This is a genomic window from Faecalibacterium sp. HTF-F, from assembly GCF_023347535.1.
GTDB lineage: Bacteria > Bacillota > Clostridia > Oscillospirales > Ruminococcaceae > Faecalibacterium > Faecalibacterium wellingii.
Genome location: NZ_CP094473.1, coordinates 165,813 through 188,631, shown reverse-complemented (window position 1 = coordinate 188,631; position 22,819 = coordinate 165,813). Strand labels below are relative to the sequence as shown.

Sequence of the window (22,819 nt, the reverse complement as noted above, 5' to 3'; positions counted from 1 at the left end):
ACGGCTTTTCCCCGCGCCGGGGAGAAATACCCCGGCGTTACAGCCGCATCTCCACGCCGTTTGCGTTGAGGTATTCCTTCAGATCCCGGATGGTCAGCAGCTTCTGGTGGAAGATGCCCGCGGCAAGACCTGCATCGATGCCCTTGTGGTGGAACAGCTCCAGAAAGTCTTCCTTTTTGCCTGCGCCGCCGCTGGCAATGATGGGCACGTTCACCCGCGCCGCAACTGCATCCAGCATCTCAAGGTCGAAGCCGCTGCGCACGCCGTCGGTATCGATGCTGTTCAGGCAGATCTCGCCCGCGCCGTGGTCCACGCACCAGCTGATCCAGTCCAGTGCATCCCGGCCGGTATCCTCGCGCCCGCCCTTGGCGAACACCCGGAACTGGCCGTCCACCCGCTTTACATCGGCAGAAAGCACCACACACTGGTTGCCGTAGCGCTGTGCCGCCGCCGGGATAAGGCCGGGATCCTTCAATGCGCCCGAGTTGACGCTGACCTTGTCCGCACCGCACTTGAGCACCCGGTCGAAGTCTTCCAGCGTATTGATGCCGCCGCCCACCGTGAGCGGGATAAAAATTTCGCTGGCGACGCGGGTCAGGATATCCGTAAACAGTGCCCGGCCCTCAAAGCTGGCGGTGATATCGTAGAACACCAGCTCGTCGGCACCGGCAGCGTTGTACATGCGGGCCATTTCCACCGGGTCGGCCACATCCCGGATGCCTTCAAAGTTCGTGCCCTTGACCACGCGGCCATTGCGCACATCAAGACAGGGAATAATGCGTTTGGTGATCATGTCGTTCCCCCTCCGTTCACTCCTGCACCAGCTGCACGCAGCGCGCAAGGTCCAGTGCGCCGGTGTACAGACTCTTGCCCAAAATGGCAGCGGCAGTGCCCATTTTTTTCAGTTCCAGAAGCTCTGCTTCGGACGAGATGCCGCCGCTGGCCGTAAAGGCTACGCCGGGCACTTCCTCTGCCAGCTGGCGGTACAGGCCCAGATTGGTGCCCTTCATGGCACCGTCGCAGGCAATGTCCGTGTAGATGATGGCGGTGCATCCGGCGTCGGCCAGACGCCTGCAGAAGTCCACGCCCGGCTCCCGGCTTACCTCCTTCCAGCCATGGATGGCCACATAGCCGTCCTTGGCGTCCACACCCACGGCAATTTTATCGCCGTATTTCTGCAGCATCCGAGCGGTAAAGTCAAAATCCGTCACCGCCACGCTGCCCAGAATGCAGCGGCCCACGCCGAGGGAGAGGTATGTTTCAATGCGTTCCTCGGTGCGGATGCCGCCGCCCACCTCAATGTACAAACCGCCCTGCTTTGCCAGCGCGGCAATGGTATCGTAGTTGGAAAGGGTGCCGTCCTTTGCGCCGTCCAGATCGACGACGTGCAGATTTTTGGCCCCCGCTGCAAGGAACTCCCGCGCCTGTGCGCAGGGGTCCTCACCATAGACGGTCATGCGGTCGTAATCGCCCTGCGTCAGACGCACCACTTTGCCGCCCCGCAGGTCAATGGCTGGAAATAGCTGCATACATTATGACCCCTCTCGTGAAAATGCGTTTGGAGCGGCCCGCAGGCCGCGACAAACGCGAAATTAAAAATAGTTTTCCGCTGAATATGCCCAGAGCGCAAGCGGAGGGCATTTAAAATCATCTTGCTCTGCCAAAGACTCCCACTTTGGGAGCTGGCAAAACCGTCAGGTTTTGACTGAGAGGGCAAGCCGCCTCACAATTCAGAAAACGCCTTCAAGATCCGCAGTCCGGTGTCGCCGCTCTTTTCCGGGTGGAACTGGGTGCCGTACACCCTGCCTGCCCGCACCGCACCGGTGACCGGAATGGAATAATCGCTCACAGCCAGTGTACTCTCCGTACATTTCTTGCCGTAGTAACTGTGGACGTAATAGACGTATTCGCCCTCACGGATGTACTTGAACAGAGGGTCGTCCTTTACAATGTGCAAGGCGTTCCAGCCGATCTGCGGCACCTTCAGGCTCTTGTCCGCAAGGTCGGGCTCCAGCGGGCAGACCTCGCCCTTCACAAAGCCAAGGCCTTCATGCTCACCGTACTCGTAGCTCTTTTCAAACAGCAGCTGCATCCCGAGGCAGATGCCCAGCAGCGGCTTCTTTTCGGCTTCTTCTTTCATGACCGGCACAAGACCTGTTGCCTCCAGCTTTGCCATGGCGTCGGCAAAAGCGCCCACACCCGGCAGGATGAGCCGGTCGGCTTTGCGGATGGTGTCCGCGTCCGCAGTCACACCGGCTTCCAGCCCCAGCTGCTTCAGGCTGGACTTCAGGCTGAACAGGTTGCCCACGCCGTAATCGATAATTGCGATCATACCAGCAGTCCTTTCGTGGAAGGGATCTCGTCCTTGTGAGCTTCGTCGATCTTCACGGCCGCGCCCAGTGCATGGCCTGCGCCCTTGAAGCAGGCCTCGAGGATGTGGTGGGTATTTTCTCCCGCAAATTGTACAAAGTGGACAGTGGCAGGCACGCTGCGGGCAAAGCCCAGCCAGAATTCCTTCGCGCACTCCACGTCAAAATCGCCCACCTTTTCGGTTCTGCAATGGACGTCCCAGTTCAGGGTGCAGCGGCCCGAAAGATCGACGGCGCACAAAATCAGCGCTTCGTCCATGGGCAGGTAGAAGCTGCCGTAGCGCTGGATGCCGCGCATATCGCCCAGTGCCCGTGCAAAGGCCTGACCCAGCGCAATGCCCACATCCTCGGTGGTGTGGTGGTAGTCCACCTGCACATCGCCGTGGCAGGTGAGCACTAAGTCAAAACGGCCATGGCGGGCGAACAGTTCCAGCATGTGGTTCAAAAAGCCGCACCCGGTGTCCACCTCGTAGCGGCCGGTGCCGTCCAGATCAAGGGTCAGGTCGATCTGGGTCTCATTGGTGTTGCGTTCCAGCGAGATCATTCGGTTCGGCATGGTTCATTCCTCCATGATCTTATCCAGTGTGTTCACGAATATCTTCATCTGTTCCGATGTGCCAATGGTGATGCGCAGCCAGTTCTGGATGCGGGGCGCGTCGAAGTGGCGCACCAGAATGCCGTTTTTCTTCAACTCTTTGTAGAGTGTTCCGCCGTCTTTCCGGTCGGTACTCGCAAACAGGAAGTTGGAGCGGCTGTCCAGCACGGCAAAGCCGCGCTGTTCCAGCTGCTGTTTTGTCCATGCGCGGGTGTCCACGATGGCGGCGCGGGTCCTGTCAAAATAAGCGGTGTCTTCCAGCGCGGCCTGCCCGGCCTTCAGGGTCAGGCGGTTGATGTTGTAGGGGTTCAGGCTGAACTTGACCCGGTTCAGGTCGGCAATGAGCTTTGCATTGCCCATGGCAAGCCCCAGCCGCGCACCGGCCAGCTGCCGGGACTTGGAAAAGGTCTGCACCACCAGCAGGTTCTCGTACTGGTCGATGAGGGGCACGCAGCTCTCGCCGCCAAAGTCCACATAGGCCTCGTCCACGATGACCACATTGTTCGGGTTCGCTTTCAGGATGCCCTCAATTTCCGCCCGGGGCAGTGCAATGCCGGTGGGTGCGTTGGGGTTTGCAAGGACGATGGTCTGGTTCAGGCCGTAGTAGTCCTTCGGGTCAAGGGTGAAATCCTCTTTCAGCGGGATGATGTGGCTGGGAATGTGCATCAGTCCGCACCACACGCCGTAGCAGCCGTAGGTAATGTCGGCATAGGCCAGCGGGTGGTCTGCGTCGCAGAAGGCACGCAGCGCAAAGAAAAGGTTCTCGTCGCTGCCGTTGCCGGGCATGATCTGCTCCGGCTGCAAACCGAAATGGGCTGCGGCCGCCTTGAGCAGGTCGGCACAGGCGGGGTCGGAGTAAAGGCGCAGCTTTTCCACCTCGTGCTCGCTCACGGCGGCGATCACCGCCGGGGAGGGCAGATAGGGGCTTTCGTTGGTGTTCAGTTTGATGTACTGCTGATCCTGCGGCTGCTCACCCGGGGTGTAGGGGGTGACAGCGGCCAGCGTGGGAGAAAGAAAACGACTCATAATGGTTCCTCCGGCTTATTCTGTTATGGTGAACGGCCTTGCCCTCTCAGGCCGCTTCGCGTCCAGCTCTCCCAAAGGGAGAGCCTCTGGCGAAACCGAAAACTTTGTGTGGACTGCCAAGGGCTCTCCCTTTGGGAGAGCTGGCAAATCCAAAGGATTTGACTGAGAGGGCGAGCCGCCTTTATTTCTCGTATCGGATGGTCACGCTGCGGGCGTGGGCGTGCAGGCCCTCGCGCTCGGCAAAATCGGCGATGCGGGGGGCTACTTCGCCCAGCGCTTCCCGGGTGTAGTAGAGGAAGCTGGACTTCTTTACAAAGTCGTCTACGCCCAAGGGGCTGGAGAAGCGGGCGGTGCCGCTGGTGGGCAGGGTGTGGTTGGGGCCTGCAAAGTAATCGCCCAGCGCTTCCGGCACGTTGCGGCCAAGGAAGATGCTGCCTGCGTTTTTGATCTCGTTCAGCACGCCGAAGGGGTCCTCCACGCACACTTCCAGATGTTCCGGTGCAATGATGTTGCAGGCCTCAATGGCCTTGTGCAGGTCGGTGCAGAGGATGATCTTGCCGTTGTCGTCCACGCTGGCGCGGGCGATGGCGGCACGGGGCAGCTGCGGGATCTGCACCTCCAGCTCCGCCTGCACGGCCTTGGCCAGCTCCGGGCTGTCGGTGACGAGGACCGGGCTTGCCAGTTTGTCGTGCTCGGCCTGGCTCAGCAGGTCTGCCGCCACCCATGCGGGGTTGCAGCCGCCGTCGGCCAGCACCAGAATTTCGCTGGGGCCGGCGATCATATCGATGCCCACCTTGCCGAACACCTTGCGCTTGGCAGTGGCAACGTAGATGTTGCCGGGGCCAACGATCTTATCCACCGCGGGGATGCTCTGGGTGCCGTAGGCGAGAGCCGCCACAGCCTGTGCGCCGCCGGTCTTGAAGATTCTGGTCACGCCTGCGGTAGCAGCGGCGGCAAGGATGACCGGGTTCACCCTGCCGTCCTTGCCGGCGGGGGTGGTCATGACGATCTCGGACACGCCCGCCACCTTTGCCGGGATCACGTCCATGAGCACGGTGGAGGGATAGGCCGCCGTGCCGCCGGGCACATAGACACCGGCCTTCTCAATGGGGGTATATTTCTGGCCCAGCACGATGCCGGGCTTGTCGTTCACCACAAAATTCTTGTGCACCTGCTGGCGGTGGAAGCTCTCGATGTTGGCAGCGGCTTCGCGCAGGGTCTCGAGGAAGTAGGGATCCATGCCCGCAAAGGCCTCGTCGATCTCCTCCTGCGTCACCTGCAGGGCATCGATCTTCGCGCCGTCAAATTTCAGCGCATAATCCTTCAGGGCTTCATCGCCCCGGGCGCGCACATCGGCAATGATGCCGTCCACCACATCCTCCACGTTCTTTTCCGCGCGGATGTCGCGGTTCAAAATTTCTTCGGGCCTGAGCTCGTCAAAGTTATACAGCTTGATCATTTTGCTTCCTCCTTGTTCTGCAGTTCCGCCCGCAGCTTTTCCAGCATGGTGTCCATTTCGGCGTGCTTGAACTGGTAGCTGGCCTTGTTGGCAATGAACCGGGCCGAGATGGGCATGAACTCGGTGACCACCTTCAGGCCGTTCTCCCGCAGGGTGGTGCCGGTCTCCACGATATCCACGATGACGTCCGAAAGGCCCAGAATGGGGGCCAGCTCAATGGAGCCGTTCAGCTTGATGATATCGATGTCCCGCCCCATGGATGCGTAATAGCTCTTTGCGATGCTGACGAATTTGGTGGCCACCCGCACCGGGCGGCTGGGGTCGTCTTGGTAATCGGCCGGGGCGGCAACGCACATGCGGCATTTGCCAAGGCCGGTGTCCAGCAGCTCGTACACATCGGCAGAAGCCTCTGTGAGGATATCCTTGCCCACGATGCCCACATCGGCGGCGCCGTGCTCCACATAGATGGCAACATCGCTGGGCTTAACAAGGAAGTAGCGGATGCCGGCCTCCGGGTTTTCCACCACCAGCTTGCGGGTGGCGTTGTAGTCCTCCGGGCAGCCGTAGCCGATGCCCGCCAGCAGATCATACACCTTATCGCCCAGGCGGCCCTTGGGCAGGGCCACATTCAGCATCACCCTGTCGGTGCTGTTCTTCTGCACCGGCGGCAGCGGGGCGCTCAGGCGGTCCAGCTCGTCCAGATAGACCGCAAAGCCGATGGCCCCGGCCCCGGGGGTGAACTTCTGCATCAGCAGGTCGTAGCGGCCGCCCTTGAGCAGGGGGCGGGGCAGGGCTTTCAGATAGCCCTGAAACACAAGGCCGTTGTAGTATTCCATCTCACCGGCCAGCGTCATGTCCAGCCGGATGACGCCGCCCGCCTTTTCCAGCGGCACAGCCAGCGCTTCCAGCTCGGCCACCGCCGCGCGCATGGCGTCATTGCGGCACAGGGCAGCGGCCTTTGCAAGGGTATCGGCATAGCTGCCGCAGAGGCTCAGCACACTGCACAGGATGTCGGCGGCGGCATCGGCAAGACCGGCTGCTCCGGCTGCGGCCCGCAGCTCATGGGCGTTTTTCTCCCGCAGCTTTTCCAGCAGCTTTGCGCGGGCGGCATCCGGCACGCCCAGCGCCTCGAACAAGCCGAACAGGTAGCCCATGTGGCTCACTTCCAGCACCCACTCGGCCCCCAGCGCATCCAGCGACCGCGCCGCCAGACACACCGCCTGCTGCACCTGTGCTTCGCCCACCGCGCCCAGCATCTCAAGGCCCATCTGGCTGATCTCTTTAAAGGTGTGGCTCTCGGCGGAAGGGCGGTAGACGTTCTCGTGGTAGTAGTAGCGCAGGGTCTCGCCGGGGGCGGGCTGCGCCGTCTTGGCAATGGAGAGGGTCACGTCCGGCTTGAGGGCCAGCAGACGGCCATCCAGATCGGTGAAGGTGATGACCTGCTCGGACGAGAGGAAGCTGCGGTTCTCCTGATACAGGCCGTACTCCTCAAAGCGGCCCATGTGGTACTTGCGGCAGCCCGCCGCTTCGTACAAGGCGCGCAGCGCAAAGGAGGCGCGCTCCTTGGGCTGCAGGTTTGCAAGGCTGAATTCCATCGTCGGTTCCCCCTGTTTCTTACATCCATCGCCGGCGTTCTCCGGCACTTTTCGACTCCTCTATCTCATCCGCCGGGCCCCACTGCCCGGCGATCCTTTGCGCGGCACCTCCGCGCCTTTTCCATACGGAATTGGTTCTATTGTTATTTTACTTTATCCAGATAAAGTTGTAAAGTAGGAAAGTGCCAGTGTTTTCTGTTTTATGACATGATTTTTCTGTGCGTTTGTACAGAGCGCAGGAAAAAAGGAGCCGCCGCACCGAATGCAGCAGCTCCTTTTCAGGCAAATTTCATCCCAGCAGGTCCAGCACACCGGCCTTCGGGCGGGCACCCACGGCCTGACGCACCAGCTTGCCCTGCTCAAACACCAGCAGGGTGGGGATGCTCATGACGCCGAACTCCCCGGCCAGCTCCGGCTGTTCGTCCACGTTCACCTTGCCCACCTTCACATCGGTGCGCTCCTCGGCCACCTCGTCCACGATGGGGCTGAGCATCCGGCAGGGGCCGCACCAGCTGGCCCAGAAGTCCAGCAGGACGGGCTTTGTGCTCTGCAGCACCTCCTGCTCAAAATTTTCCTTCGTGATCGTAACAACTGCCATATTTCTACCTCCTGAAAGGGTTCGTTCGTGGTTGTTCTTATGGCATCAGTATACCCCAAATGCCGGGGCTTTTCCGTAACCGGGTCACATTGGGGCGCAAAAAAGCCCGGAGCAGGAAGAAAGAATACTGCTCCGGGCGGGGAATGGTTATGTTATTGTGCTGTCAGGCTCAGACTTCCTGCATGGCGTTCTTGCCGGCAACATAGCCGTAGTACATGGCCATGGAGTGGCTAACGCCCTTCAGGCCGATGGGGTACTCGGTGGCAAAGCGGTTGCCCTGCACGTTGCCTGCCACATACAGGCCGGGGATCACGTTGCGGTCGGCATCGAAGGTGTGGCAGTTCTCGTCGCTCTCCAGACCGCCGATACAGACCAGCAGCAGGGCGGTGGTGAACTTGTCGGCGTAGAAGGGGCCGTTCTCCAGCGCCCACATGCGGGATGCGGGCTTGTGGAAGTCCTCGTCGTAGCCGTCCTTGGCCAGCTGGTTGTAGCGCTGGATGGACTCCAGAGCGGTCTGCTGGGCAGCGGTGTCATCCGGGTAGATCTTTGCCACCAGCTCTTCCAGCGTGTCGGCCTTGACAGCGCGGCCATCGGCCACGGCAGCCTCCAGCTGATAGGGGCTCTTGTAGTTGCGGTAAGTGGTGTTGTTCTTGGGGCCCTCTGCCTCGCTGGCGTAGTCCTCGTAGTAGCAGGCACCGCCGTGGGCTGCGGGCATGTAGGGCAGCTGCTGGGGCCAGTTGGAGTCGAAGATCTGCCAGCTCTCGCGGTTCTTCTGCAGCTCGATCTGGTTTTCCAGCTGCTGGCCGGGCAGGTCCTCGTTCATGAAGCGCTTGCCGTTCAGATCCAGATTCAAAAAGCCTGCGTTGCCCATGACGCCCACACCGGACAGGTCGGCACCGCCGCCCATATGGTGGATCATGGGTGCGTGGCTCTGCTGCACCTGAGCGCCTGCCCACATGCCCAGCTGGATGCCGTCACCCTGATTGGTGAAGCTGCCCTCCACGTCCACATTGGTGAACAGGCACTGGATGTTGTTCTCAATGACCTCGGGGCAGAAATGCTGCAGCATCTTGGTGTTCTGGGAGTAATCGCCGGTGGACAGGATGACGCCCTTGGCGGCGTTGCACTTGATGTACTCGCCGGTGGCAGCATCGCGGGCATACAGGCCCACGCAGCGGCCGTCCTCCATAATGAGCTTTTCCACAAAGCAGCCGTAGAAGGTTTCCACGTTGCCGGTGTCAACGGCCTTCTGCATGTTGGCATTGACGGTGACGGACTGGTTGGGCAGGAACTCCACAGAGGTGGGGTAGCAGGGGAAGCGCTCCTGCTTCCAGTCGTAGTTCTCGGGCAGCGGGTAGAAAATGGGGATCAGGAAGTTGTTTGCGTTCTCGTCGGGGATGGCGCTGCGGGTGGTCTCGGCGTAGTACAGATCCGGGTTTGCTTCCACCCACCAGTCAAAGGCATCACCGATGTTGTGGGCCCACTTGCTCATAATGGAGCGCTTGCAGCGGTAGGTGCTTTCCACCATGTGAGAGTCCACGATCTCGTCGATCTGCTCACGGGTCCAGGTGTTGCGGCCCCACTTGGCCTGCACATTGCCGTTGATGACGGCATACTCGCCGCTGCGGCACTGGGGACCGTCAGCCTTTTCAAAGGCTGCCACCTTGCCGCCGTCCTCGGCGATGCTGCGCACGGCTGCCACACCGGCAACGCCGCAGCCCACCACGGCCACATCCACGTCCACCGTCTTGGTGACCTTGCTCTCGTCGATCTCCGGCTCGGTGCCCAGCCAGTCGTTCTCCGAAGCGGCAGCGGAGCTGTCTGCGCCGTCTGCCTTGACGCCCATGGCCTGCTCGATGCAGCTGGCAGCCGCCTTCTTGACGGCATTGGTGGTGACGGTAGCACCGGAGATGTTGTCGATCTCGGTGCCCTGTGCGGCCATGATGGCCTCCTGCAGGGTGGGCGCAGCTACGCCGCCGATGCTCTCGGTCTCGTTGGAAGCATCGATGACCACCTCGGTGATGGCGGTCTCGCTGAAGGTCATGGTCACCTTCACCTCACCGATGCCGGTGGCCGTGCCGGTGTAGGTACCGGCTGTGTAGATGGCATCACCGGAAGCGGCGGTGCTGGAAGAAGCTGCGGAGTTGCAGGCAGCCAGCGCACCAGCGGTGACGCCGCTCATGGCGGCAGCGGCGGCGACCTTCAAAAAGCCTTTGCGGGAGATCTTTTCCATCTGGATTTCCTCTTTCTTCTCATCAATTTCTCTTCGTCTCTGCGGGAGTTTTTCCCGCGCTGCACTTAGTATAAAATATAACGAAGTAAAAGGGAAACAAAAAAATTTTGCCATGCCAATAAAAAGTGTTTATAACTGGCTCCCTCCATGCTATACTGAGAGCAGACGGATCTTTCCCTGCACAGAAAGGAGCTTTTTTCGGATGAACGACCACCAGCTGCTGTGTTTTCTCACCGTGAGCCGGACCCTGAATTTTACCATAGCCGCCCGGGAGCTGTACTGCACCCAGCCCGCTCTCAGCTACCAGATCCGCAGTCTGGAAAAGGAGCTTGATCTGGCCCTGTTTGAGCGCAGCACCACCCGCGTGGCGCTGACCGAAGCAGGCCGGGCCTTTGTGCCGCAGGCGGAGGGGATCTATCGCAGCATCCTGAACGCCCGCACCGCACTGAAGGGCTTTGCCCGGCGGCGCACGCTGACCCTGCGCCTGCCGCCGGTGCTGCTGCAGCGGGACCCCATTTATCCCATCCTGATGGCACGGCTGCACGCCGCGCTGCCGGGGTATGAGTTTGCGGTGGACACTCGGCCCGTGTCACGCAACCCCCACGAAATGCTTTGCAGCGAGGCAGACGCAGCCCTCTATCTGCCCTTTGGGCCGCTGCAGCCGGAGATCGAGCGCATCCCCATCCTGCACAACACCTTTTACCTGATCGTATCGCCGGAGCACCCGCTCACAGGGCGCAGCGCTCTGACGCTGGCCGATCTTGCCGGGCAGCAGCTGTTTTATGAGCCGCTGTATCAGGAAATGGTGGATCTTGCCGTTGTTCAGCCCGGCCTGCCGTTTTCCGCACCAAGCTGGCACATGGTGGAAAACTACGAGTGTGTTTACAACGATCTGCTTGCCGGGCGCGGCATGTTTTTGTGCCCGATGAAATACCCAGCCTTTCCGGCGGCATGGTACCTGCCGCTGCAGCTGCCGTTGCCGGACACCTGTCTGCTGACCCTGCGGGACGACCCGCGCCCCGAGATCCAACGGCTGCGGGAGGTATTTACCGCTGTATACGCCAGCCGTGCAAAGCTGCTGGGCGAAGAATGAACGCAAAAAGGGGCTGCTGCACCTCGTTTTGAACGAACGTGCAGCAGCCCTTCAGCTCTTATAATATTCCGGACAGTTTTATTTGCCCAGCATTTCGTGGGCAGTCTTGCAGATGGTGGCAGCATCCAGACCGTAGAACTTCAGCAGATCCCATGCCGGGCCGGAGCAGCCGAACACGTCCTGCACGCCCACGCGGCGCACCGGAGTGGGCAGCTTTTCGCTCAGCACGGCGCAGACGGCCTCGCCCAGACCGCCGATGACGTTGTGCTCCTCGGCGGTGATGATCTTGCCGCACTCCTTTGCCGCCTTGAGGACGATCTCCTCATCCAGAGGCTTGATGGTGTGGATGTTGATGACCCGGGCGTGGATGCCCTCAGCAGCCAGCTGCTCCGCAGCCATGCGGGCTTCGTTGACCATCAGGCCGGTGGCGATGATGGCAATGTCGCTGCCCTCGGTGATCTGCTCGCCCTTGCCGATCTCAAAGTGATAGTTTTCGGCGTCGTGGAACACCGGAACGGCCAGACGACCAAAGCGCAGATAGACGGGGCCTTCCATTTCGTAGGCGGCACGCACAGCGGCGCGGGCCTCCACATCATCCGCCGGGCAGATCACGGTCATGCCGGGGATGCTGCGCATGAGGGCAAAGTCCTCGCAGCACTGATGGGAAGCGCCGTCCTCGCCCACCGAGATACCGCCGTGGGTGGCACCGATCTTCACGTTCAGGTGGGGGTAGCCGATGGAGTTGCGCACCTGCTCGAAGGCGCGGCCGGCGGCGAACATAGCAAAGCTGGAAACAAAGGGCACATAGCCCATGGTGGACAGGCCTGCAGCCACGCCCATCATGTTGCCCTCGGCAATGCCGCAGTTAAAGTGACGGTCCGGGTAAGCCTTGCGGAACATGCCGGTCTTGGTGGCAGCGGCAAGGTCTGCGTCCAGCACCACCAGATCCTCGTGGCCCTCTGCGGCCAGCTCCTTCAGGGTGTTGCCGTAGCTTTCACGGGTAGCGATCTTCTTCACATCTGCCATCTTAGTTTTCCTCCTGCTCCAGCGCGGCGTATGCGGCGTTCAGTTCCTCAATTGCGATCTTGTACTCGTCATCGTTGGGGCCCTTGCCGTGCCAGTCCACAGAGTTGGTCATATAGGAAACGCCCTTGCCCTTTATGGTGTCCATGATGATGCAGGTGGGCTTTGCAGTCTCTGCATGGAACGCCTGCATGGCGGCTTCGATCTGGTCGTAGTCGTGGCCGTCGATAGTGACGACATTGAAGTTGAAGGCCTTCAGCTTCTCTTCCAGCGGGGCGCTGTTCATCACGGTCTCGGTGGTGCCGTCGATCTGCAGATGGTTGCGGTCCAGCACAACGCACAGGTTGGAAAGGCCGTAGTGTGCGGCAAACATAAAGGCTTCCCAGCACTCGCCCTCTTCCACCTCGCCGTCGCCCACGATGGTGTAGACGTTGATGGGCTTGCCGGCGTGCTTGGCGCCCAGTGCCATGCCGCAGGCGGCAGAGATGCCCTGACCCAGACTGCCGGTGGACATATCCACGCCCGGGGTCTCGTTCATGTTGGGGTGGCCCTGCAGATAGCTGCCGATCTTACGCAGGGTCTTGAGGTCTTCCACCGGGAAATAGCCGCGCTCTGCCAGCGCTGCATACAGTGCCGGTGCAGCATGGCCCTTGGACAGCACCAGACGGTCGCGGTCGGCCATCTTGGGGTCCTTCGGGTCAACGTTCATTTCCACGAAATAGAGGTAGCTCAGCAGCTCGGCGATATCCAGACTGCCGCCCGGATGGCCGCACTTTGCGCTGTGCGTGCCCTCGATCACGCCCATGCGGATGTGGCAGGCGTGCTTGGCCAGAGTAAGTTTTTCTGCATTTGTCATGATGGTCCTCCCGTATGAACCTCAGATTTGCACATGTTCAAAAAAGCCTTTCGTCAGCGCCGGTGCAGTCCTGCTGCCCGCAGCGCGCTCTTTTTCAATTTTATATTAGCTATTCTATGCAAAAAGGTCAAGCTTCTTCATGCAAAATGTACATACGCGGGGAAATATTCATGGAAATTTGCCGCTTTTTGGTTAAATTGCAGGCTTTTTGCCGTATCTTGACAAAGCCAGAGGCATCTGCTATATTTTTCACAGATTCCGGCAGGAAGCCGGATGCGCAGGCAGAAGCCTGTTTTTTCCATTTGTGCGGAGCATCTGCTCCATCTGCGCGTTGTGCATGTGCGCGGCGCGGCGGGCCGGTCCAGGCCTTGCCATCTTATTTTTTTACAGACGCCACGAAGGGGTCTGCCTTTGGCTTGCAAGCCGGGCAGGCCCCTTTTTTATCTGGCAAAAGGAGGAAGCTTTTTTATGAAAACCAACCCCCGTTCCACCACCCGCAGCCTTGTGCTGGCTGCACTGTTCCTTGCACTGGCCTTTGTGCTGCCCATGATCACCGGCCATGTGCCGCAGGTGGGCAACATGCTGTGCCCGATGCACTTTCCCATTCTGCTGTGCGGCTTTGTGCTGGGCGGTCCATGGGGCCTTGCCGTGGGCTTTATTGCTCCGCTGGTGCGGTCGGTGCTGTTCGGCATGCCGCCCATGTTCCCCATCGCCATCTCCATGGCCTTTGAGCTGGCCGCTTACGGCCTTGTGTCCGGCGTGCTCTGGCGCAAGGTGAAGCACACCGTTCCCATGATGTACGCTTCTCTCGTCACCGCCATGGTGGCGGGACGTCTGGTGTGGGGTGCCGTCCGCTTTGTGCTGGCGGGCCTGACCGGCTCGTCCTTCCTGTTCAGCGCGTTTTTGTCCGGCGCGCTGCTCACCGCCGTGCCGGGCATTGTGGCACAGCTGGTGCTCATCCCGCTGATCCTTGTGGCACTGCAAAAAGCAAAGTTTATAGACTGAACCCTCTCCGTCACAGCTGACGCTGTGCCACCTCTCCCGAAAGGGAGAGGTTTTTTGCTTCTTACGGAAAACACGAAAAAGCTCCCCCTTTCGGGGGAGCTGGCAACGCCAACGGCGTTGACTGAGAGGGTCAAAAAGGGCTGTTGCCAAGAACTCCCTCAGTCACGGCTTCGCCGCGCCAGCTCCCTCACGGAGGGAGCCTGACATGACGGTAAGCTGTGAAGCCTCCCTCATTGAGGGAGGTGGCATCGCGTAAGCGATGTCGGAAGGAGTTTGGCAACAGCCCTTTTCTATATTTTTAAATTTTTCAGTTCTTCTTACCGGTCAGGAACTCCGGCAGGGGCTTGCCCTGCTTGCGCCACTGATGGTATTCTGCCGTAGCAGCGAACTCCACGTCACCGGCAGAATTCAGGGCAGTCTCCACAGAGTCCTGCACCACGCCGATGATGAAGCCGACGCCTACCATCTGCATGGCGACATCGTTGGAAATGCCGAACAGGGAGCAGGCCATGGGGATCAGCAGCAGAGAACCGCCGGCCACGCCGGAAGCACCGCAGGCACCCAGAGCGCTCATGGCGCTCAGCACGATGGCTGCAGGCAGAGACACCTGAATGCCCAAGGTGTTGGCAGCGGCCAGCGTCATGATGGTGATGGTGATGGCGGCACCGTCCATGTTGATGGTAGCACCCAGCGGGATGGAGACGGAGTACATATCCTTGTCCAGACCCAGCTTTTCGCACAGGGCCATGTTCACGGGGATGTTGGCGGCGGAGCTGCGGGTGAAGAAGGCGGTCAGGCCGGACTCACGCAGGCAGCGGAACACCAGCGGATAGGGGTTGCAGCCCAAATAGATAAACATGATGAAGGGGGAGACGATGAGGGCCATGAACAGCATAGTGCCCACCAGCAGGGCCAGCAGCTTGCCGTACTGGGTAAAGATGGCAAGGCCGTTGCCGGAAACGTTGGTGTAGACCAGACCCATGATGCCGAAGGGAGCCAGATTGATGATCCAGCGCACGATCTGGGAGACCGCATCGGCGGTGTTTGCCATAAAGGTCTTGGTGGTGTCAGAGCCGATCTTCTTCATGGCCACGCCGAACATGCAGGCCCAGAACAGGATGCCGATGTAGTTGCCGCTCATGATGGCGCTGACGGGGTTTGCCACAAAGTTGGTGAGCAGAGTGCCCATCACTTCGCCCAGACCCTGCGGCACCACGTCCGACTGGGCAGCGTCTGCCAGCACGACCGTGACCGGGAACATAAAGCTGGTCGCCACTGCGATGGCCGCAGCCAGAAAGGTGGTGAGCATGTACAGCCAGATGACCGTGCCGAAGCGGCGGTCCAGCTTGGAAGAGCCCTGTGCCAGAGCACTTGCCACGATCACAAACACCAGCACCGGGGCAATGCCCTTCAGTGCGCCAACGAACAGGCTGCCCAGTTCACCCACCCAGCCTGCACCGGGGGCCACCAGAGCCAGCACCGCACCAATGATCAGACCGATCAGGATGCGAACGATCAGGCTGATGCCGTTGTAGCGGGCAACTGCCTTGTTCAACGTTTTCATATAGACACTCCTCTTTCCTATTGTGCGCCAGCAGCGCACAGTTTCCTGTCTCTTACACGAGGACGGGTGTTATTATAGCACACACGGCAGAGAAATGAAAGCGTTTTCAGACATTTTTCGTTCACAAATTTGCGTTCAGGTCGGTCCCCAGGGGGTTTTTCTGTTGATCTGTATTTGTAGCAAGGACAGATTTGGCCGTTCGCGGCTTCGTTCTCTCCGTCACCGTCGAGCAGCGCAGGGCGGAGCGAGCGGGGGCAAACAAAAAAGCCTGCGTGCGCAGTCCTGCATGGCAGGCTCTGCATCCGCAGACCGGGGCTCTTTGGGGGTGTATTCTGTTTTCAGCGCAGCGGCTGGGTGGGCGCAAGCTTCTGGTAGGCAAAGCGGGGCGAGCCGTCCCGCACATGGATGACGCCGCAGCGGGTAAAGCCGTTCTTTTCCAGCAAATGCTGCATGATCTTGTTATCGGCATGGGTGTCCGCACGCAGGCTCTGGCAGTGCTCCAGACTCCAGTCCAGCACGGCCTTGCCCACGCCCTTCTGTTTGCCGGCCGATGCCAAACGATGCACCGTGCCATAGGGCAGGGTATCGTCCAGCCACTGACCGTCCTCAATGACGGCGTAGGTGGGATCCGCCCCCAGAATAAAGGCAAACACGGCCTCGATCTGGCCGTTGACCACATAGAGGAACAACCGGTTCGAGTCGATATCCTCCTCCAGCAATTCCTGCGGCGGGAAATCATCCCCCCACTGGGTCGGGTTGCCCGATGCCTTCATGACTGCACGTGCATGGGCGTAGATCTTCAGGATCTGGGGCAGATCCCCTCTCACTGCTCCACGAAACATTCATTCCACCTCTTTCGACAGCGCCGCACCGATGCGGCTAGAATGGTTCTATTGTACTCCATTTTTCCATAAAAATCCAGTTTTTTGCATCGATCTGCCATAAAACGTTCCGAAACAACAAAACAGGGCACGGCGTCTGCTGTGCCCTGTTTTGTCTGGTCAGGCTGTGGTTCATGCACTGGTGCGGGTATGGCCCGTGCGCACCAGCCGGTATTCCCGGGGGCTGAGGCCGTAGCGCTCGTGGAACAGGCGGTAGAAATAGCTGGTGTTCTCGTAGCCCACCAGAGAAATGATCTGCTGGATGTTCATGTCGCTGCGGCGCAGCAGGCGGGCAGCGGTCTCCATACGGTGCTTTTGCAGCAATTCCTTATAGGTGCGGCCGGTCTCGGCACGCACGCACTCGCTGACGTATGCCAGCGAAACGCCATACTCCCGCGCCACGTTGGAAAGGCTGGCTTCCCGGTAGTTCTGGGTGATCTCTTTCAGTGCCGCCTGCACCAGCGCTTCGCGGCTGACCGTTCCGGCCCTGACTTCCGGCAGGATAGGATTCGTCTGTGTCATCTGCGTTTCCTCCGTAAAGGGTGCGGCGGGCGGGGATTGGGGGATGTCGGACGCCCGCCGCACAGGGAATGGCGGCTCCTGCCGCCCTACACCTCAGATACGAACCGACGCACCGGAATATTGCAGAAAGCTAAAAAATTTTTAGTCAATTTTCGTCCTGCAGAAAAAGACCGCCTCTGCACAGGGCAGAAACGGCCTTTTTCAGGAGAAATAAAGAAAACACGAACCCTCAAAAATGAGGAAGGGAAATGCGGTTATCGGTCAGCATCCTCGCCCTCTCCGTCAGCTCATTTCATTCGCTGCCACCTCTCCCAAAGGGAGAGGCTTTGGCAGTACACGCAAAGTTCACGGTTTTGCCAAGGGCTCCCCCTTTGAGGACAGATTCTCCCCGAGCCGGGGAGAAATGTCACCGCAGGTGACAAAGAGAGGAACAGCTGTCGAGCGGCGCGAGACTGAGAGGGCGAGCCCGTTTATCATCAGAACATGCTCTCGTCCTTATAACGGCCGGTGCGCACGAACTGCACCCACTCGGCCACATTCACGGCGTGGTCGCCGATGCGTTCCAGATACTTGATGACCATCAGCAGATCCAGCGCTGCATCCACCTTTCCGGGGTCTTCGGCGATCTCCTGCGCCAGCTGATGCTTGATGGCGTTGAAATCGTAGTCCACCGCGTCGTCTGCGGCAATGACCTTGCGCGCCGCCAGCTCGTCCTCTGCCGTCAGGGCATCGAGGGCATCCAGGATCATCTGGTGAGCCTTTTTGCCCATGGCAATGGCCTGACTTACCGCCGGGTCGCCCTCTTTGCGGACGGTGACAAGGTGGGGGATGATCTCGGCGATGTCGGCGGCATGGTCGCCGATACGCTCAATATCCGTGACCACCTTCATGGCCGTGGAGATGCGGCGCAGGTCGCCCGCCACCGGCTGCTGACGCAGCAGCAACGTCATGCAGCGGTGCTCGATATCCCGCTCCATATTGTTGATGCGGGCATCCCCCTTCACGATGGCCGCAGCTGCATCGGCATCAGCAACGCAGAGCGCTTCCAGAACGTTCTCCACGGCATCGGCAGAGTTGCGGCCCATTTCGGTCAGCGATTCTTTCAGCGATTCCAGATCGGTGTCGTACTGTTTACGGATACTCATAGCTGTTTCCTCCTTTAACCGAACCGACCGGAAATGTAGTCCTCGGTGCGTTTATCCTGCGGTGCGCTGAAGATCTGGGCCGTGGGGCCCACTTCCACCAGCTCGCCCAGCAGGAAAAAGGCGGTGCGGTCGCTGATACGGGCCGCCTGCTGCATGTTGTGGGTAACGATGACCACCGTGTAGTTCTTCTTCAGCTCACTCATCAGCTCCTCCACCTTCATGGTGGAGCCGGGATCCAGTGCGCTGGTGGGCTCGTCCATCAGCAGCACTTCGGGCTTCACCGCCAGTGCACGGGCGATGCACAGACGCTGCTGCTGTCCGCCGGAAAGGCCCAGCGCGCTCTTTTTCAGGCGGTCCTTCACCTCGTCCCACAGGGCCGCGCCCCGCAGCGAGCTTTCCACCAGCTCGTCCAGCTCAGCCTTATTGCGCACACCGTGCAGCTTGGGGCCGTAGGTGATATTGTCGTAAATGCTCATGGGGAAGGGATTGGCCTTCTGGAAGACCATGCCCACCCGGCGGCGCAGGTCGGTGAGCTGCATTTCCCGGGCAAAGATGTCCTCGCCCTTCAGCCGCACATCGCCCTCAATGCGCACATTCGGCACAAGGTCGTTCATGCGGTTGAGGGTTTTCAGAAAGGTGGATTTGCCGCAGCCGGAAGGGCCGATGAGAGCGGTGATCTCCCGCTCGCCCACATCCAGCGAAATGCCTTTCAGCGCCTTGAAGTCGCCGTACCAGAGGTTCAGGTCTTTTGCCGATATCACCGGCACATTCGTGTTTTCCATAGAGTACCTCATATTATGACCCCCTTATTCGGAGCCGTCACGTATCTATCAATCTTGCGGTTTTCTCTAAAGGCTTCCCCCGGTCGGGGGAAGCTGTCACCGCAGGTGACTGATGAGGGCGCGGGCAAGCTGCTGCTTGCGGGAAATCACCCCTCATCCGGCGCTGCGCGCCACCTTCCCCCCAAGGGGTGAAGGCTTTTGCGGAGTATCTGCAACCGCTCATACCGCACACGGCATCCCTGTGGGGTTCGCTCTTTTTTACTGTTTCTGTTTCAGCCTGGTCTTTGCCAGCCGCGCCGCAAGGTTGATGGCCAATACCAGCACCAGCAGCACTGCACCGATGCCCCAGGCCGAAGCGAAATCGCCGTCCTCAAAGGCACGCAGGTACAGCAGCACCGACAGGGTGGCACCGTTGGAGGTGTAGGCTTTGGCCACGCTCTTGGCAATGACCTCTGCGGCACCGGCGGTGAAGAGCAGGGCGGCGCTTTCGCCCACGATGCGGCCCACAGCCAGAATGCAGCCGGTCACGATGCCGTCGATGCTGCAGGGCAGCACGATGGTGCGGATGATGTGCCACTTGCCTGCACCCAGACCCATGGCACCCTCCCGGTAGCCCTGCGGCACCGTCTTGAGGGATTCCTGCGTGGTGCGGATGATGGTGGGCAGGTTCATGACCACCAGCGTGAGCGAACCGGACAGCAGACAGGTCTGGAAGCCCAGTGCCTGACTGAACACCAGCATACCCACCAGACCGTAGATGATGCTGGGGATGCCCGCCAGCGTTTCGTTGGTGAACTCGATGACCTCGATAATCCGTCGGTTGGAGGCGTACTCGGTCAGGTAGACCGCCGCGCCTACGCCCAGCGGCAGTACGATCAGTAATGTCAGCACAATGACATACAGTGTGTTGAGGATGGCAGGCAGGATGCCGTCGGTCTTTTTCAGCACACTGGCAGTGGTGGAAAGGAACTTCCAGCTGATGTGGGGGATGCCCCGCACCAGCACCATGCCGATGATACCGGCCACCAGCACCATCACCAGCACGGCGCTGGCCCAGACCAGTGCGGTCATGACCCGGTTCCACATCTGACGGGAAGGCGAAAGGCCCTTATTCATCCCGGCTTCCTCCCTTCAGCACAACATTCAGCACAACATTGATGATCATGATAAAGACGAACAGCACCAGTGCGATGCTGAACAGCGCCTGTCGCTGCAGACCGCCGGCATAGCTCATCTCCTTGGCGATGGCGGTGGTCAGGAAGGTGACGCTGCGGAAGGGACTGTCCGGCATGTTTGGGCTGTTGCCTGCCACCATCATCACCGCCATGGCCTCGCCGATGGCACGGCCGATGCCCAGCACAACGCCTGCGGCAATGCCGCTTTTGGCAGCCGGGATGCTGATCTTGAACCACGTTTCGGTGTCGGTAGCCCCCAGTGCCAGACTGCCCTGCTCATACTCCGGCGGCACAGCATTCAGCGCCGTGACCGACACGGACACGATGCTGGGCAAGATCATGATGGAAAGCACCACGATAGCGCTCAGCAGGCAGGCACCGGAAGCCTTGCCGAAGGTCTTTGCCACGGCAGGCACCAGCACCTGCATGCCCAGCAGGCCGAACACCACGCTGGGGATGCCGGACAGCAGCTCGATGGCGGTGACCACCACGGTGCGCAGCTTGGGGTCGGCGGCCTTGGAGAGGAACACCGCCGTCAGCAGGCCAATGGGCACACCGATGATGGCAGCGCCCAGCGTGCCGTAGATGCTGGACAGGATAAAGGGCAGGATGCCGAACAGCGGCTGGGCTGCCGTGGAGGCCCACTTTGTGCCGAACAGGAATTGGAACAGACCGATCTTGTGGATGGCCGGCACACCGGAGATCACCATGTACACCGAGATAAGCACCACGCAGCCCACCGCCAGCATACCGCACAGGAAGAAGATGAAGTTCATCACTGCTTCCAGCCATTCGGCGGGGGTACGGGGCAGCCGCACCCGGCTCAGATAGGATTTTTTGTTCATAGCCGAAATCCTTTATAAAAGCCGCGTCGGCCCGCAGAAACGGCAGCCCGACGCGGCGGGGTATTTTGTGAACGGCCTCGCCCTCTCAGTCTCGGCACTTCGTGTCTCGACAGCTCTCCCAAAGGGAGAGCCTCTGGCGAAACCGGAGACTTTGCATGGACTGCCAAGGCCTCTCACTTTGGGAGAGGTGGCATTGCGCAAGCAATGACGGAGAGGGCGAGCCAGCTAAATTTTCACTCTTTTACTCGTTCACCGGCACAGCGCCTGCGGTGCGGATGAGGTCGGCAGCGTCCTTGCTGGTGGCAAAGTCCACAAAGGCCTGTGCCTGCTCCGACAGGGTCGCGCTCTTGTTGGTGACGAACACGAAGGGACGCTGGATCTTGTAGCTGCCATCCTTGACGGTATCCTCGCTGCACTCCACACCCTCCACGGTGACCATGGCAACGGTGTCGCCCACAGCGGACAGGGAAGCGTAGCCGACGGCCAGAGGGTTGGCCTCCACAGCGCTGATGACTGCGCCGGTAGCGGTCAGCTCCTGTGCGTACTTGCAGCTGTCCTTCACATCCACGATGCTCTCAAAGCCATCGCGGGTGCCGGAACCGGCCTCGCGGCCCACCAGAACGATCTCGCCGTCGTCGCCGCCCACATCCTTCCAGTTGGTGATCTCGCCGGTGAACATCTGCTTCAGCTGGTCTACGGTCAGGTCTGCCACCTTGCTGGCCTTGTTGACAACGATGGCGATGCCGTCCAGAGCCACGATGGTGCCGTCCACGTCGTTCTTCTCGTCGTCCTTCAGGGCGCGGGAGGACAGGCCGATGTCCAGCGTCTTATCGGTAGCACCGGTGATGCCTGCGCCGGAACCGGTGGGGTCGTAGCTGACGGTGACACCCGGCTCCACCTCGGCAAAGCCCTCAGTCAGGGCAGCGATGACGTTCTTCATGGAGGTAGAACCGCCGGTAGCCACATTGCCGGACAGGGTGCCTGCAGCGGTCTCAGCAGCGGCAGAAGAAGAGGTGGACTCTGCAGCAGAGGATGCCACAGTGGAAGAGGCTGCGCCGCCGCAGGCGGTCAGAGCCATCGCTGCAGCAGCAGCGCCGCAGACAGTGATAAACGAACGACGAGTGATCTTTTTCATAACCCTTTTCCTCCAATAAATGCCGGAATGCATTTCCGGCCGATGTTTTCTTGTTTCTATGTGTTTTCCTTGGGAACGGCCTTATTGTACCGCACCGCCATGCGCGCTGCGACCATGTACGCGCAAAATGGAGGTAAAGCTTTGCACACCGTTTTTGCGGGCGTGTCAGCTCTGTGTAAAGCCGGGATGAAAAACCTGCACTCGGATTTTACAAACAGGATAAATATGCCGAAAATGCCATTTTCCGGCTGGGCAAAGTGACAAAAAAAGAAGGCGCCCTCCATGGAGCGCCTTCTGCTCAGCAGTATTTTGTTCCGTCCGGGCAGTAGAACTGCACGTACTTCTGCCACTCGGTCTCGCTGATGGTGCGGCGGTAGCAGTCCACCAGTGCATCCACGGCCTGCCGGTCCGCAAAGGTACCGGCACCCGGGCAGTCCAGCACCAGAATGCGGAACCATGCATCGAACAGATGCTCGGTGAAGCCGGAGTCCCGGGCCCCGCACCGGGCATAAAAGCCCAGCCGCCGCACCGCCATTGTCTCGTCCTCCGCCTTATCCGGGCATTCGGCCTCAATGAGGATGGCCTGTGCACCCCGCTCGTGCTGCGGCAGGTCGGCCAGCAGCTGCGCGCCCAGCCCTGCAGCACGGTATTCCGGCAGCACGGCAAAGTAATCCAGCTGGCTCACCCTGCTGCCCGCCGGGCGCACCATGAGCAGATACGCCGCCAGTGTTTCGCCGTCGAACACGCCCCATGTGTGGGCTGTGCCGTTGGCTTCGCTGTTCAGGATCATGCTCAGGGGCTTGAGCTCCGTGGGCGGGAAGTCCCGCCGCATTTCGTCCAGATAGACCCGCGTCAGCTCTTTTTCGTTCAGTTTCCGCCAGTTGTACGTTTTGCTCATCGCTTTCTCCTCCCGGGCAG

The 22,819-nt window shown here is 60.2% G+C and carries 22 protein-coding genes; 2 read left to right on the top strand and 20 right to left on the bottom strand.

Features of this window, described 5'->3' with window-relative positions; translation table 11 throughout:
* Positions 1-37 precede the first annotated feature (37 nt).
* The 9 genes from hisF to MTP37_RS00850 all read right to left on the bottom strand — a co-directional run bounded on the left by hisF (position 38) and on the right by MTP37_RS00850 (position 9,875).
* Complete coding sequence (gene hisF, locus MTP37_RS00890) at positions 38-793, bottom strand: imidazole glycerol phosphate synthase subunit HisF (protein ID WP_154260055.1); 756 nt, start codon at positions 791-793, stop codon at positions 38-40.
* A gap of 16 nt (positions 794-809) precedes the next feature.
* On the bottom strand, positions 810-1,529 hold the full coding sequence (hisA, locus tag MTP37_RS00885; RefSeq protein ID WP_249237789.1) for a 1-(5-phosphoribosyl)-5-[(5-phosphoribosylamino)methylideneamino]imidazole-4-carboxamide isomerase: 720 nt from the start codon (positions 1,527-1,529) through the stop codon (positions 810-812).
* Positions 1,530-1,723: 194 nt separating this feature from the next.
* Positions 1,724-2,332 (bottom strand): imidazole glycerol phosphate synthase subunit HisH, encoded by a 609-nt coding sequence (gene hisH, locus MTP37_RS00880; protein ID WP_249237788.1) that lies wholly within the window; start codon positions 2,330-2,332, stop codon positions 1,724-1,726.
* A complete protein-coding gene (gene hisB, locus MTP37_RS00875; RefSeq protein ID WP_249237787.1) occupies positions 2,329-2,925 on the bottom strand; it encodes an imidazoleglycerol-phosphate dehydratase HisB in 597 nt (198 codons plus the stop codon). The genes hisH and hisB overlap by 4 nt, the downstream gene beginning before the upstream one ends.
* Before the next feature lie 3 nt (positions 2,926-2,928).
* Positions 2,929-3,990 (bottom strand): histidinol-phosphate transaminase, encoded by a 1,062-nt coding sequence (gene hisC, locus MTP37_RS00870; RefSeq protein WP_249237786.1) that lies wholly within the window; start codon positions 3,988-3,990, stop codon positions 2,929-2,931.
* A 181-nt stretch (positions 3,991-4,171) separates the two neighbouring features.
* Positions 4,172-5,449, bottom strand: a complete 1,278-nt coding sequence (hisD, locus tag MTP37_RS00865) for a histidinol dehydrogenase (RefSeq protein WP_249237785.1) — start codon at positions 5,447-5,449, stop codon at positions 4,172-4,174.
* Positions 5,446-7,044: an ATP phosphoribosyltransferase gene (gene hisG, locus MTP37_RS00860; RefSeq protein WP_249237784.1), complete on the bottom strand. Its 1,599-nt coding sequence runs from the start codon at positions 7,042-7,044 to the stop codon at positions 5,446-5,448. The genes hisD and hisG overlap by 4 nt, the downstream gene beginning before the upstream one ends.
* Positions 7,045-7,333: 289 nt before the next feature.
* Complete coding sequence (gene trxA, locus MTP37_RS00855) at positions 7,334-7,642, bottom strand: thioredoxin (protein ID WP_249237783.1); 309 nt, start codon at positions 7,640-7,642, stop codon at positions 7,334-7,336.
* A 169-nt stretch (positions 7,643-7,811) separates the two neighbouring features.
* Positions 7,812-9,875, bottom strand: a complete 2,064-nt coding sequence (locus tag MTP37_RS00850; RefSeq protein WP_249237782.1) for an FAD-binding protein — start codon at positions 9,873-9,875, stop codon at positions 7,812-7,814.
* Between the two features lie 202 nt (positions 9,876-10,077).
* On the opposite strand from MTP37_RS00850, the gene MTP37_RS00845 reads away from it, so the two are divergent.
* Positions 10,078-10,968: a LysR family transcriptional regulator gene (locus MTP37_RS00845; protein WP_249237781.1), complete on the top strand. Its 891-nt coding sequence runs from the start codon at positions 10,078-10,080 to the stop codon at positions 10,966-10,968.
* A gap of 78 nt (positions 10,969-11,046) precedes the next feature.
* On the opposite strand, the gene MTP37_RS00840 is transcribed toward MTP37_RS00845, so the two are convergent.
* Entirely contained in the window at positions 11,047-11,994 is a 948-nt protein-coding gene (locus tag MTP37_RS00840) for a transketolase family protein (RefSeq protein WP_249237780.1), read from the bottom strand.
* Position 11,995: 1 nt separating this feature from the next.
* Positions 11,996-12,847 (bottom strand): transketolase, encoded by an 852-nt coding sequence (locus MTP37_RS00835; protein ID WP_249237779.1) that lies wholly within the window; start codon positions 12,845-12,847, stop codon positions 11,996-11,998.
* Positions 12,848-13,315: 468 nt separating this feature from the next.
* Here MTP37_RS00835 and MTP37_RS00830 point away from each other — a divergent pair, with 468 nt between their 5' ends.
* A complete protein-coding gene (locus tag MTP37_RS00830; protein WP_249237778.1) occupies positions 13,316-13,852 on the top strand; it encodes an ECF transporter S component in 537 nt (178 codons plus the stop codon).
* Between the two features lie 307 nt (positions 13,853-14,159).
* Here the strand turns inward: MTP37_RS00830 and sstT are convergent, their stop codons facing one another.
* The 9 genes from sstT to MTP37_RS00785 all read right to left on the bottom strand — a co-directional run bounded on the left by sstT (position 14,160) and on the right by MTP37_RS00785 (position 22,799).
* Positions 14,160-15,407, bottom strand: coding sequence for a serine/threonine transporter SstT (gene sstT, locus MTP37_RS00825; RefSeq protein WP_371288856.1), 1,248 nt, complete (start codon positions 15,405-15,407; stop codon positions 14,160-14,162).
* 347 nt (positions 15,408-15,754) lie between these two features.
* Entirely contained in the window at positions 15,755-16,258 is a 504-nt protein-coding gene (locus tag MTP37_RS00820; RefSeq protein WP_249237776.1) for a GNAT family N-acetyltransferase, read from the bottom strand.
* A 171-nt stretch (positions 16,259-16,429) separates the two neighbouring features.
* Positions 16,430-16,819, bottom strand: coding sequence for a helix-turn-helix transcriptional regulator (locus tag MTP37_RS00815; protein ID WP_249237775.1), 390 nt, complete (start codon positions 16,817-16,819; stop codon positions 16,430-16,432).
* Between the two features lie 476 nt (positions 16,820-17,295).
* Positions 17,296-17,964 carry a phosphate signaling complex protein PhoU gene (gene phoU, locus MTP37_RS00810; protein ID WP_249237774.1) on the bottom strand — a complete coding sequence of 223 codons (669 nt, stop codon included), beginning with the start codon at positions 17,962-17,964 and terminating at the stop codon, positions 17,296-17,298.
* 14 nt (positions 17,965-17,978) lie between these two features.
* Complete coding sequence (gene pstB, locus MTP37_RS00805; RefSeq protein WP_005943706.1) at positions 17,979-18,746, bottom strand: phosphate ABC transporter ATP-binding protein PstB; 768 nt, start codon at positions 18,744-18,746, stop codon at positions 17,979-17,981.
* A gap of 258 nt (positions 18,747-19,004) precedes the next feature.
* A complete protein-coding gene (pstA, locus tag MTP37_RS00800) occupies positions 19,005-19,862 on the bottom strand; it encodes a phosphate ABC transporter permease PstA (RefSeq protein ID WP_249237773.1) in 858 nt (285 codons plus the stop codon).
* Complete coding sequence (gene pstC / locus MTP37_RS00795) at positions 19,855-20,766, bottom strand: phosphate ABC transporter permease subunit PstC (RefSeq protein ID WP_249237772.1); 912 nt, start codon at positions 20,764-20,766, stop codon at positions 19,855-19,857. The genes pstA and pstC overlap by 8 nt, the downstream gene beginning before the upstream one ends.
* A gap of 241 nt (positions 20,767-21,007) precedes the next feature.
* On the bottom strand, positions 21,008-21,901 hold the full coding sequence (locus MTP37_RS00790) for a phosphate ABC transporter substrate-binding protein (protein ID WP_249237771.1): 894 nt from the start codon (positions 21,899-21,901) through the stop codon (positions 21,008-21,010).
* Between the two features lie 298 nt (positions 21,902-22,199).
* Positions 22,200-22,799 carry a GNAT family N-acetyltransferase gene (locus MTP37_RS00785; protein ID WP_249237770.1) on the bottom strand — a complete coding sequence of 200 codons (600 nt, stop codon included), beginning with the start codon at positions 22,797-22,799 and terminating at the stop codon, positions 22,200-22,202.
* Positions 22,800-22,819 lie beyond the last annotated feature (20 nt).